This window comes from Streptomyces sp. NPDC060027, from assembly GCF_042737005.1.
Lineage (GTDB): Bacteria > Actinomycetota > Actinomycetes > Streptomycetales > Streptomycetaceae > Streptomyces.
In genome coordinates, this window is the sequence record NZ_JBHWVI010000074.1 from 1 (window position 1) to 11,197 (window position 11,197).

Annotated in this window: 10 protein-coding genes; 3 read left to right on the forward strand and 7 right to left on the reverse strand. The window is 71.4% G+C overall.

All coding sequences use genetic code 11. The features are described from left to right. Positions 1-68 precede the first annotated feature (68 nt). From ACFWBT_RS19870 to ACFWBT_RS19880, 3 genes are all read right to left on the reverse strand, one after another. Positions 69-1,421: a hypothetical protein gene (locus ACFWBT_RS19870; protein WP_385702040.1), complete on the reverse strand. Its 1,353-nt coding sequence runs from the start codon at positions 1,419-1,421 to the stop codon at positions 69-71. Positions 1,422-1,606: 185 nt separating this feature from the next. Beyond that, the gene (locus ACFWBT_RS19875; protein ID WP_385701980.1) at positions 1,607-2,077 is read right to left on the reverse strand and encodes a MazG-like family protein; all 471 of its coding nucleotides are present in this window, start codon (positions 2,075-2,077) and stop codon (positions 1,607-1,609) included. 35 nt (positions 2,078-2,112) lie between these two features. Next, positions 2,113-2,658 carry a DoxX family protein gene (locus tag ACFWBT_RS19880; protein ID WP_385701982.1) on the reverse strand — a complete coding sequence of 182 codons (546 nt, stop codon included), beginning with the start codon at positions 2,656-2,658 and terminating at the stop codon, positions 2,113-2,115. Between the two features lie 132 nt (positions 2,659-2,790). Here ACFWBT_RS19880 and ACFWBT_RS19885 point away from each other — a divergent pair, with 132 nt between their 5' ends. Further along, positions 2,791-3,117, forward strand: a complete 327-nt coding sequence (locus tag ACFWBT_RS19885) for a nuclear transport factor 2 family protein (protein ID WP_385701984.1) — start codon at positions 2,791-2,793, stop codon at positions 3,115-3,117. Between the two features lie 327 nt (positions 3,118-3,444). Here the strand turns inward: ACFWBT_RS19885 and ACFWBT_RS19890 are convergent, their stop codons facing one another. Both ACFWBT_RS19890 and ACFWBT_RS19895 read right to left on the reverse strand, forming a co-directional pair. Further along, entirely contained in the window at positions 3,445-4,212 is a 768-nt protein-coding gene (locus ACFWBT_RS19890; RefSeq protein WP_385701986.1) for an ABC transporter ATP-binding protein, read from the reverse strand. Positions 4,213-4,303: 91 nt separating this feature from the next. Then, positions 4,304-5,773 carry an ABC transporter permease gene (locus ACFWBT_RS19895; protein WP_385701988.1) on the reverse strand — a complete coding sequence of 490 codons (1,470 nt, stop codon included), beginning with the start codon at positions 5,771-5,773 and terminating at the stop codon, positions 4,304-4,306. Between the two features lie 362 nt (positions 5,774-6,135). Between ACFWBT_RS19895 and ACFWBT_RS19900 the strand changes: the two genes are divergently transcribed. After that, complete coding sequence (locus ACFWBT_RS19900) at positions 6,136-7,320, forward strand: D-alanyl-D-alanine carboxypeptidase family protein (RefSeq protein WP_385701989.1); 1,185 nt, start codon at positions 6,136-6,138, stop codon at positions 7,318-7,320. A 270-nt stretch (positions 7,321-7,590) separates the two neighbouring features. Here the strand turns inward: ACFWBT_RS19900 and ACFWBT_RS19905 are convergent, their stop codons facing one another. Continuing rightward, a complete protein-coding gene (locus ACFWBT_RS19905; RefSeq protein ID WP_385701992.1) occupies positions 7,591-8,358 on the reverse strand; it encodes an SDR family oxidoreductase in 768 nt (255 codons plus the stop codon). A 144-nt stretch (positions 8,359-8,502) separates the two neighbouring features. On the opposite strand from ACFWBT_RS19905, the gene ACFWBT_RS19910 reads away from it, so the two are divergent. Then, positions 8,503-10,149 (forward strand): alkaline phosphatase D family protein, encoded by a 1,647-nt coding sequence (locus ACFWBT_RS19910; RefSeq protein ID WP_385701994.1) that lies wholly within the window; start codon positions 8,503-8,505, stop codon positions 10,147-10,149. Positions 10,150-10,153: 4 nt separating this feature from the next. Here ACFWBT_RS19910 and ACFWBT_RS19915 read toward each other — a convergent pair whose 3' ends face one another. Further along, positions 10,154-11,164 (reverse strand): Gfo/Idh/MocA family protein, encoded by a 1,011-nt coding sequence (locus ACFWBT_RS19915; protein ID WP_385701995.1) that lies wholly within the window; start codon positions 11,162-11,164, stop codon positions 10,154-10,156. Between the last annotated feature and the right edge of the window lie 33 nt (positions 11,165-11,197).

Sequence of the window (11,197 nt, forward strand, 5' to 3'; positions counted from 1 at the left end):
GTCCTGTGACCAGGCCGGAGCCCTGAGGCATGTCCGGGAGCGCCGGGTGCCCTCGGGTTCCCGCGGGCTCAGTTCGTGACCGTGAACCAGGTGGCCCGGGACTTCTTCCACTCCGCGTGGGTGAGGTCCTTGGCCTCGGTGCCGTCGCCGTACAGGTCGGCGGAACCGTCGTCGGTGATCAGCTGGGCGCGGGCGCCGGACACGGTGAGGTCGGGGACGTCGACGATCGCCTCCCAGCCGCCGGGGTCCGAGGTGGGCAGGTCGAGACGCTTGACCGGCGCGTGTCCGGGGACGCCGTCCCACGAGTAGAGGGCGTACGGGTCGGAGTTGTCGTCGGCGGCCCAGGAACCGGCCACGATCAGGTACTGGTTCGACGCGTTCTTGCGGAGGTCGCGGATCGCCAGGCCACCGAGGTCGAGTTCGATCGGCGTGCCGAAGGCGGCCGAGGTGCCGCTGCTCAGCACCTTGTCGAAGTTGGTGACCGGCACGATCAGGGCCTTGCCGCCGGGCACCGCGGGGGCCAGCGGCGCGCGGAAGCCGAGGTAGGCCGTGGTGGTCGAGCCCGGCGCGAACTCCAGGCCCTCCACGTTGAACCCGTCGATCTGCTTGGGCACCTGGCCGTCCTCGGTGCCCGCCGCGAAGCCGTAGCGGTCGCCGTTCGCCTCGTCCCAGGCGACGAGATCGCCCCGCAGCTTCTTGTACGAACGGCCGTACGTCAGGGCGGTCGAGGCGCCGGAGCCGGTCACCGTGGTGGTGAAGACCGTGTTGCGGTCCGCCTTGTACTCGCCGTCCTTGTTGTTGCCGAGCGAACCCGTCCAGTAGACGGTGTCGCCGACGCGGGTGGCGCCCTCGATGTCGATCTCCTTGGAGGCGCCGATCTTCGAGCCGAGGTCCCATGTCTTGACGGGCGCGCCGGACGCCGAACGGTCGTACAGGCGAAGGACGTTGGACTCGTCGTCCGCGACGACCGTGTAGCCGCCGCCCACGTCGACGGCCGCCGAGGCGTCGCTGGAGCCCGTGAAGTACCGGCTTTCGGAGGCCAGTTGGACGGCGGCCGACGCGGCGTAGTGCAGCGTCTTGGTGGCCGTCCGGCCGTCGACCCCGGTCACCTTCACGGTGAGGTCGGTGTAGCCCCGGCCGCGCGCGGCGACGGCGACCTTCCGGGTGGCGCCCGTGCCGGTGACGGTCACGTCGGCCGTGGTCGCCACCGCGGTCTTGCTGCTCTTGCTGACGGTGACGGTGAGCGCCCCGGCGTCGGCCCCGCTCTGCGCGACGGTCACGTTCACGGCCGGATCGGCGGTCGCGCCCACCGCGCCCGACAGATACGTGGCCGACAACGAAAGGCTCGGCGTGCCGTAACTCGCCGCGTGTGCCGGGCTTCCCAGGCCCAGGGCCGCCAGGGTCAGCACGCCGGTGAGCATGGCCGCCGTCCTGCGGCCGGTGGGGAAAACGTAGTCCTGCACGGGGACCCTTTCGTCGGCTCTGCGTCGACGAGAAGGCTGAACCGCGCCCGCCAACTCTAGGCTCCGCGGACACGTCCGCGGAGTGAACACTTCCGGTCACCGCAGCCATGTCCGGGACCGGGGCCGTGGAGTCCCGTGCCTCGTCAGGGCGTTGGCGCGGTGCCGAGCGGACGGTCGGCCACGGGCGCGGTGCCGAGCGAGCGGTCGGCCACGGACGCGAGGTGGGCCGTGAAGGCCTCGCGCGCGTCCGGCGCGAGGGTGCGCAGCGCCACCATCGCGGTGATCACGACATCGCACAGTTCCGCGCGGACGTCGTCCCAGGTGTGGCTCACGCCCTTGCGCGGGTTCTGGCCGGTCGCGCCGATCACCGCCTGCGCGACCTCGCCGACCTCCTCCGAAAGCTTCAGCACGCGCAGCAGCAGGCCCTCCCGGCCGCGGTGCGGCTGGCTGGCGTCCAGCCAGGTGTGCAGCCCCTCGATCGTGTCCCAGACGTCGTGACCGGGTGCCTTCGCGCCCGCGCCGACGGCGGTGTGCCCGGCCGGCTCGGCGGGGGCGCGCACCGCTCTGTCGGCGCCGGTGCGTCCGGCCGGGTCGTGTCCGGTGTCATCAGCCATGGACCGAGCCTCCCCAGCCCACGGAGGGCCGACTCCTACTCCTCGAACAGGGCCTCCTGCTCGCCCTCCCGCGCCTTGCGCACCCGGTTGTTCCGGACGCCCACGACGACCGCCGTGACCGCCGCCGTGGTGCCGAGCGCGATCGGCACCATCCAGCCGCGGTTCACCGCGTGGCCCATCAGATGGTCGAGGGACAGCCGGCCCGGACCGGTCACCGCGAGGCCCGCCGCCGCCAGACCGAGGGACGCCGTGTACTCGTAGCCACCGCTCTGCGCGAAGAACCCGTTCGGTACGTGCACGGCCGCCGCGCCCGCCATCGCACCGGCCGCCGCGGCGCCCGCCGCGGGCGTGGCGAGGCCCAGCGCCAGCAGAGTGCCACCGCCCGCCTCCGCGAGGCCCGCCGCCGTGGCGCTCGTCCTCCCGGGCGAATAGCCCATGGCCTCCATGGCGGCTCCGGTGCCCTCGATGCCGCCTCCGCCGAACCAGCCGAACAACTTCTGCGCTCCGTGCGCGGCCAGCACGCCGCCCGTACTCAGACGGAGCAGCAGCAGTCCCAGATCACGCCGGTCGATACAGGTCACGGTGACTCCCAGTGCAGACAGCGGCAACGGTTCCCTCCCGGGTCTCCACCGTCGCACCGATCGGACGGGTCCGGTGTACCCGCGCCGCCGTTCGGGTGGCGGGTGCGGGGGACCGATGTGAGTCTGGCGAACATGACGATTCAGGTAGCGAAACTCAGCGACCCGGCCGTCCGGGCCTTCGTCACCGCGGTGAACGCCCATGACCGGGACGCCTTCGAGGCGCTTCTCGCGCCCTCCGCCACCATGTCGGACGACGGCTCCGACCGTGACCTCGACGACTGGACCGACCGCGAGATCTTCTCCTCCCGCGGCCACATGGACGTCGACAACGAGTCCGACGGCGGGCGTTCCCTCCTGGTGCGGTACCGCAACGACACCTGGGGCGAGATGAAGACGAAGTGGAGCTTCACGGTCGACGACGGCGGCCGGATCAGCCGCTTCGAGACCGGCCAGGCGTAGCCGCCCGTCGACCGGCGAGGCGTGGCGCCCGTCGACCGGCGAGGCCAAGTGGGGCAACGTCATCGACGAGGAACGGCGGCTGCTCACCGGCAGCGACGACTCCCCGGCGTACGCCCGCCGCGCGCTCACCGCCTCGCTCCCCGGGATTCCGCTCGGTCGCCCAGGCCGAGGACTACGCGGGCGCGATCGCCGAGGGGCCGCTCACCGCAGCGCAGTTGACCGAGGTCGACGGCGTGCTCGGACGGTGAGCGGCCCGGGAGGCGCGCGCGGACGAGTGCGGGGAGCGGCAACGGAGGCCCGTACGGGGAGCCGTTGGCCGCCGCGGGCTCAGTAGCCCTGGGCGGCGCCGTACTGCTGCTGCGCGTACTGCTGCTGTCCGGACAGGTGGTCCGCCCGCTGAGGGGCGGAGCGGCGGGCGCCGCCCTGCTCGGTCAGGGTGATCAGCCCGGCCTTGATGGTCGCGAGGCGCGGTGCGCGGCGGGCGATGGACGAGTCGTGGGTGACCATGACGAAGGTCAGCCCGTACTCGTGCCACAGCCCTTCGAGCAGGCCCATGATGTCGTCGCGGGTGCCTTCGTCGAGGTTGCCGGTGGGCTCGTCGGCGAGCAGCACCTTCGGCTTCTTGACCAGCGCCCGGGCGATGGCGACCCGCTGCTGCTGACCGCCGGACAGCTCGGTCGGGACGTGCGTGAGCCGTTCGCCGAGGCCGACCGAGCGGAGGGCTTCGGCGGCCCGCTCGCGCCGCTCGGCGGGCTTGACGCCGAGGGGGACGAGGGCGGTCTCGACGTTCTCCTGCGCGGTCAGCGTGGGGATGAGGTTGAACGACTGGAAGATGATGCCGATCTTCTCGGCCCGCAGCCGGGTCAGCTTGGCCTCGCTGATGGAGGCGAGGTCCACGCCGTCCAGCTCGACGCTGCCGGAGGTCGGCCGGTCGAGTCCGCCGATCATCTGGAGCAGTGTCGACTTGCCGCCGCCGGTGGGGCCCTGGATGACGAGCTGGTCGCCGTCCTCGATGGCGAGGTCGACGCCGCGCAGCGCCTCGACCGTCTCCTTGCCCCGCGTGTAGCGCTTGGTGACGCCGGTGAGCTTGTACATGAGGTTCTCCGAGGATGAAGGGGTGGGGGCGCCGTGGCCCGGGGGGAGTGGACACGGCGCCCCGGCTCAAGGGGGGTGGCCCGGGGGCGGGTTACGAGACGCTGCGGAGCGCGTCGGCCGGGCGCATCCGGGAGGCACGCCAGCCGCCCATCGCGCCGGCGATCAGACCGCCCGTGATGGCCAGGCCCGCGGCGAGCGCGATGGTGGTCACCGAGACCGGCGCGGTGAGCGCGATGTCGATGGTGTTCTTGGCCGCGGAGGCCGCCTGGCCGCCGGGACCGCCACCGCCGGGACCGCCGCCCATACCGCCACCGCCGCCGGTGGAGCCGAGTTCCGCTGTCAGCTTCGGGCTGATCGCGGTGACGGCGTAGGCCGCGCCGAGACCGAGGGCGATGCCGAGCGCGCCGCCGAGCAGTCCGTTGACGATGGACTCGCCGACGACCTGGCGGGTGACCTTGCGGGACGGCCAGCCGAGCGCCTTCAGGGTGCCGAACTCACGCACCCGGCGGGAGACGGCGGAGGAGGTGAGCAGCGCCGCGACCAGGAACGCGGCGACGAGGACCGCGACGGAAAGCCACTTGCCGACGCTCGTCGCGAGGTTCGAGGCGGTGGACAGCGAGCCGGAGACGGTGTCCGCGAGGTCGGCCGAGGTGGTGACGGTCGTCCCCGAGATGTTCTTCTGGATGGCCGCCTTGACCGTGTCGATCTGCTTCGAATCGGCCGCCTTGACGTAGATCGTGGTGACCTTGTTCTTCGCGTCACCGAGTGTCTGGGCCTGCTTCAGCGGCAGGTAGACGTCGGTGGTCGACTCGCTGCTGTCGGGCGTCGCGATGCCGATGACCGTGTACTTCGTGCCGGAGATCTTGAAGGTCTCGCCGACCTCGTACTTGTTCTCCTTGGCGTACGACTTGCTGAGCACCGCGACCTTCGCGCCGGTCTGCGCGGCTGTGAACGTCCTGCCCGTGGTGATCTTCGAGGTGGCCAGCGGGCCGAGGTCCTGGTGGGCCACGTCGACGCCCGCGACGGAGTAGGAGTTCACGTCGAAGGAGGCGCCGCCGCCCTGCACCTGCGGCGCACCGGTGCTGCCGCTGCTCTGGCCGCCGGGGCCGCCCTGCCGGCCGGAGTCCGAGGTGGTGGACTTCGCCTTGCCCTGGGTGAAGGAGCCGTCGACCTTGGTGACGTTCAGGCTCAGCGCGCCCACCGCGCTCGCCACGCCCTTCTGCGCGGCGACCTCGGTGACGAGCGAGGACTTCAGGGACTGCCCGCCCTGGGTCATCACACGGTCCGAGCTCTGGGTCTTGCCGCTGTCCGACTTGGCGTCGAAGTCGAACTTCGGCCGCCCCGAGGAGTTGCCCGTCGGTGCCGTCTGGGCCTTGGTGACCGTCATGTCCGTGCCGAGCCCGTACAGCGACTGCAGGACCTTGTCCTGTGCCTGCTGCATGCCGGCCGACACCGAGTTGACGGTGATGACCAGCGCGATACCGAGCGCCAGACCCAGGGCGATCACCAGCGCCGCCTTCTTGCGCCGGCTCAGCTCACGCTTGAGATAGATGCCAAACATCCCGTTCCTCAAAGGTTCTTGGCGCCCGCTGTGGGCGCGGCCACAAGCTATGGAGAAATCTTTGAGCCGGGCTGAGTAAGGGATGTGCGAGGGCTGAGAATCCGGACCCCCGAATCAATATTGCGTCAGACAGCCCATTCCTAAGCTTTCAAGGGCTCACTGCCAGGAATCGCCTGTTGAGTGGCCCTCGGTGAAGATCGGCGGGCCCGTTCTCCGAGCGTCTCCCGGTGGGACGGTGGAGGGTGTGAAGAGGCGGGCCCGCCCCTTCGCGCGCGCTGCTTTGCCGCCGCTTTGGAATCGGCATTCCTGCTCTTTATCACCCCGCTGTCGGGCGTCCCGGACGGACTTTGTACGGTCCCGGGATGCGTGATTCTTCCGGGCTCTCCCGCCGTGCCGCTCTGGGCCTCGCCGCCGCCGTCCCCCTCGCCGCCGCGACGGCCACGGCCGCCTCCGCCGCGACGACGATCGGCGGTGCGCGACTGGCCCGCGCCGGGGTCCAGGCGAGCCGTGCGTCGGGCCTGCCTAAGCGGCTCACCGCCCGTGCCTGGCTGGTCGCGGACCACACGAGCGGTGAGGTGCTCGCCTCCTACAACGCGCACCGGCGGCTCGCGCCCGCCTCCACCCTGAAGATGCTCTTCGCGGACACCGTGCTGAAGAAGTTCGAGCGCACCCGGACGTACAAGGTGACCGACGCCGATCTCGCCGACGTCCCCGCGGGTTCCAGTCTGGTCGGCGTGAAGCCCGGCATCACGTACACCGTCGAGCAGCTGTGGCAGGGCGTCTTCCTGCGCTCCGGCAACGACGCGGTGCACGTGCTCAGCCACATGAACGGCGGCGTCGCGGCGACGGTCGCCGAGATGCAGGCCCTGGCGAAGGACCTGCAGGCCCTGGACACGCGGGTGGTCAGTCCCGACGGCTTCGACCACAAGGGCCAGTTGTCGTCCGCGTACGACCTGACGCTCTTCGCACGGCACGGCCTGGCGAGCGCCGACTTCCGCGGTTACTGCTCGACGAAGACGGCGGACTTCCCGGCCGGAGGCAAGAAGACCTTCCAGATCCAGAACACCGACCGTCTGCTCACGGGCGCGTGGGGCCTGGAGACGTACGACGGCCTGATAGGCGTGAAGAACGGTTACACCAGCCATGCCGGCAACACCTTCACGGGGGCGGCGACCCGGGGCGGACGGACCCTCCTCGTGACGGTGATGCACCCGAAGAGCGGTGGCAACGGCGTCTACGAGGAGACGGCCCGACTGCTCGACTGGGGTTTCGAGAAGGCGGCGGACGCCGAGCCGGTCGGCACGCTGGTCGATCCGCTCAGTGAGGGCGGCGCGAGCGCGGCGCCCACCCGGAAGGCGGCGAAGGGCGCCGGGGGAGCTCCTGCGGCGGACGCGACGGCGGACACGGGCGGACCGTCGTGGGGGCTGATCGGCGGGGCCGGGGGAGCGGTCGCGCTCCTCGCGGGCGGCGCGCTGGCGCTGCGCAACCGCGGGCGCGGGTCCGCGGGGGAGCCGGCCGAGGCGGAAGGCCGCCGTCGGAACCGATGACGGGGGCGGCCGCTCCGCGGTCCGGTGCACACCTCGCGTCCCGCGCGAGGTCCGCCCCCACCCGGGCCGCGGAGCGACTGCCACCTCCCCCCTCGGTGTGGACCGTGGTCGAACCGAAGTCTTGTGCTTCAAGTGTGAAGTTCTGATGGGGGAGGTGCTGAGCATAAGGCCGCTAACGGCTTATATGGTCCGGAGGTTCAGCTTCCGTTTGTGTAGGTTGACTCCTTGACCAGTTGCCGGTGAACCATGCGGGCCCTCCGTACGTACGCGTCAGCCGCGGCCGACGTAGGGCATGGTCGTCGCCAGGACCGTCGCGAACTGCACGTTCGCCTCCAGGGGCAGCTCGGCCATGTGCCGTACGGTGCGCGCCACGTCGGCCACGTCCATCACCGGTTCGACCGCCGACTCGCCGTTCGCCTGGAGCGTTCCGGTCCGCATCCGCTCGGTCATGTCGGTGGCCGCGTTGCCGATGTCGATCTGACCGCAGGCGATCCGGTACGGGCGTCCGTCCAGGGACAGTGACTTGGTCAGGCCCGTCAGCGCGTGCTTGGTCGCGGTGTACGCGATCGACCGGGGGCGGGGCGTGTGGGCCGAGATCGAGCCGTTGTTGATGATCCGCCCGCCCTGCGGGTCCTGCTCCTTCATCTGCCGGTACGCCGCCTGCGCGCACAGGAAGGCGCCGTTCAGGTTGGTGTCGACGACGTGCCGCCAGGCGTCGTACGGCAGCTCTTCGAGCGGCACGCCGCCCGGCCCGAACGTCCCGGCGTTGTTGAACAGCAGGTCGAGCCGCCCGAACCGGTCCCGCGTGGCGGCGAAGAGGGCCGCCACCTCGTCGGGGCGTGAGACGTCCGTGCGTACGGCGATCGAGGGCCCCTCGGGCACGAGGGCCGCCGTCTCCTCCAGGGTCTCGGCCCGGCGTCCGGCCAGCGCCACCGACCAGCCGGTGCGCAGCAGTTCGGCGGCCACCGCGCGGCCGATGCCGGAGCCCGCCCCGGTCACCACCGCGATCTTCGTCGGCACGGGATTCATGGCGTTCATGGGCCCGCAGCGTACGGGAGGGGGCTCGCTCGTCCCGGCGTCCGGAACTCACCCATCCGTCATCCGGCTGTTGTGTACGCGCCAAGTCGACGTTGATCCTGGCGACTCCAATGCCTCGTACGACCACTGTCAGGGGAGGGCCAGATGACACCCGCAGGCCACGACCATCCGTCGCAGCACACCCCCGAACTCCGCGCTGTCGCCCGTCACATCGGGCGCCGCCGATTCCTCACCGTCACCGGCGCCGCCGCCGCGCTCGCCTTCGCCGTCGACCTGCCGGCCGCGGGCGTGGCGAGCGCCGCCGAACTCGACGCGGCGAAGATCACCGACGACCCCTTCACGCTCGGTGTCGCCTCCGGCGATCCACTGCCCGGCTCCGTGCTCCTGTGGACACGGCTCGCACCCGCGCCGTACCAGGCCGACAGCGGCCTGCCCGCCGAACGCGTCACCGTGCACTGGGAACTGGCCCACGACGACCGCTTCCGCAGAGTCGTCAGACGCGGAACGGCCACCGCGCACCCCGAGTTCCAGCACGCCGTGCACGTCGAGGTCGGCCACCTCGACGCGGACCGGGTCTTCTACTACCGCTTCCGGGCGGGCGGCTGGGTCAGCGAGACGGGCCGCACGCGCACCGCTCCCGCACCCGGCGCCCGGGTGTCCGCCCTCAGGTTCGCCGCCGTCTCCTGTCAGGCCTACCACGACGGGTACTTCACCGCGTACGGCCATCTCGCCGAGGAGGACGTCGACGTCGTCTTCCACCTCGGGGACTACCTGTACGAGTACGCCGTCAACTCCGTCGGCGGCGCCCGGAAGTACACCGACCGGACGCTCCCCGACCTCTTCAACCACGAGACCGTGACCTTGGAGGACTACCGGCTGCGGTACGCCCTCTACAAGTCCGACCCCGATCTGCGGGCCGCCCACGCCGCGCACCCCTTCGCCGTCACCTGGGACGACCACGAGACCGAGAACAACTACGCCGACGACATCGACGAGAACGGCGGCCCGCCCGAGGAGTTCCTGCTGCGCCGCGCCGCCGCCTACCGCGCGTACTGGGAGAACCAGCCCCTGCGCCACCCTCAGCTCCCGCACGGGCCCGACGCCCAGCTGTACCGCCGGCTGCGCTGGGGCCGGCTCGCGCAGTTCGACATCCTCGACACCCGGCAGTACCGCTCCAACCAGGCCTACGGCGACGGGTCGCACATCCCCGGGCCCGAGTCGGACGACCCGGCGCGCACCATCACCGGGCCGACCCAGGAGCGCTGGCTGATCAACGGCTGGCGCCGATCGCACGCCCTGTGGAACGTCGTACCGCAGCAAGTCACCTTCTCCCAGCGCAAGCTGGACCTGAACCCGGTCGCCAAGGTGTCCATGGACGCCTGGGACGGCTACCGGGCCTCGCGGCAGCGGATCCTGGAGGGCGCCAAGTCCACCGGGACGGAGAACCTGATGGTGCTCACCGGAGACGTGCACGTGGGGTACGCCTTCGACATCCTGGACGACTTCGACGACCCCGCGTCGGCGACGCTCGGCACGGAGATCGTCGCCACCTCCATCACGAGCGGCAAGGACGGCGCCGACAAACCCGCGAACTGGGCCACCTACACGCAGGCCAACCCTCACCTGAAGTTCTACAACGGGCGGCGCGGCTATGCGACCGTCGAACTCGGACGGGAGGCGGCGCGGGCCGACTTCAGGACGGTGTCCGCGGTGACGACCCCGGGGGCGCCCGTCACCACGGCGGCGTCCTTCGTGACGGAGGCCGGGAACCAGGGGCTCGAACCGGCCTGACGCCCTACGCGTCCCGCTCGCCGGGATAGCGGACGCCGACGCGGTCCCGGATCGTGTCGAGCGTCCGCATCACGGCGAGCGTGCCGTCGAGCGGGACGAGCGAGGACTCTCTCTCGCCGGCGCGCAGGGCGCGCATCACCTCGGCGGCCTCGTGCCGGAGGCTGTCGCGGCGGCCCGACGCGGGGTCGGCGCGGAACGTCTCGGGCTCGCGGCCGTCGCGGTGCAGGACGAAGTGGTCCGGGAAGAAGAAGCCGTCCGGGACGTCGATGCGGCCCGCGGAGCCGGTGACGGAGGCGGCGACGGGGGTGCCGCCGTTGATGGAGCAGTGCACCGAAGCGAGAGCCCCGCTCTCGTAGGAGAGCAGCGCACCCGTCTGGAGATCGACGCCCTCGTCGGAGAGCACCGCTCTCGCGACGACGTCCGAGGGCTTCCCGAGCAGCAACTGCGCGAACGACACCGGATAGACGCCGAGATCGAGCAGCGCACCGCCGCCCTGCGCCGGGTCCCGCAGCCGGTGCGAGGGCGGGAACGGCCCCGCGAGACCGAAGTCGGCCTGCACCGTGCGCACCTCACCGATCACGCCGTCGTCGACGAGCGCCTTCAGCCGCCGGACCAGCGGATTGCAGTACATCCACATGGCCTCCATCAGGAAGCGGTCGTGCCGCCGGGCGAGCGCGACCAGCTCCTCGGCCTCCCGCGAGTTCAGCGTGAACGCCTTCTCGCACAGCACATGGCGCCCCGCCTCCAGGCACATCCCGGCCGCGACCCGGTGCGCCGAGTGCGGCGTGGCGACGTACACGATGTCGACGTCCTCGTCCGCGGCGAGCGACGCCCAGTCGCCGTACGCCCGCGGAATCCCGAACCGCTCAGCGAACGCCTTCGCCGAGGCGTCCGACCGTGAGGCGACGGCCACCACCTCGGCGTCCGGCATGTCCACCAGATCAGCCGTGAACGCCGCGGCGATCCCGCCGGTCGCAAGAATTCCCCACCGCACGCGTTCACGCTCGCCCGTCATGCCCGCCCCTTGATCCGTGACCTGAACACGCTG

Bases quoted from the DNA above. Each gene is read 5' to 3' on its own strand.
- ACFWBT_RS19870 (WP_385702040.1), bottom strand. From the start codon at position 1,421: ATGCTCACCGGCGTGCTGACCCTGGCGGCCCTGGGCCTGGGAAGCCCG.
- ACFWBT_RS19875 (WP_385701980.1), bottom strand. From the start codon at position 2,077: ATGGCTGATGACACCGGACACGACCCGGCCGGACGCACCGGCGCCGAC.
- ACFWBT_RS19885 (WP_385701984.1), top strand. From the start codon at position 2,791: ATGACGATTCAGGTAGCGAAACTCAGCGACCCGGCCGTCCGGGCCTTC.
- ACFWBT_RS19890 (WP_385701986.1), bottom strand. From the start codon at position 4,212: ATGTACAAGCTCACCGGCGTCACCAAGCGCTACACGCGGGGCAAGGAG.
- ACFWBT_RS19895 (WP_385701988.1), bottom strand. From the start codon at position 5,773: ATGTTTGGCATCTATCTCAAGCGTGAGCTGAGCCGGCGCAAGAAGGCG.
- ACFWBT_RS19900 (WP_385701989.1), top strand. From the start codon at position 6,136: ATGCGTGATTCTTCCGGGCTCTCCCGCCGTGCCGCTCTGGGCCTCGCC.
- ACFWBT_RS19905 (WP_385701992.1), bottom strand. From the start codon at position 8,358: ATGAACGCCATGAATCCCGTGCCGACGAAGATCGCGGTGGTGACCGGG.
- ACFWBT_RS19910 (WP_385701994.1), top strand. From the start codon at position 8,503: ATGACACCCGCAGGCCACGACCATCCGTCGCAGCACACCCCCGAACTC.
- ACFWBT_RS19915 (WP_385701995.1), bottom strand. From the start codon at position 11,164: ATGACGGGCGAGCGTGAACGCGTGCGGTGGGGAATTCTTGCGACCGGC.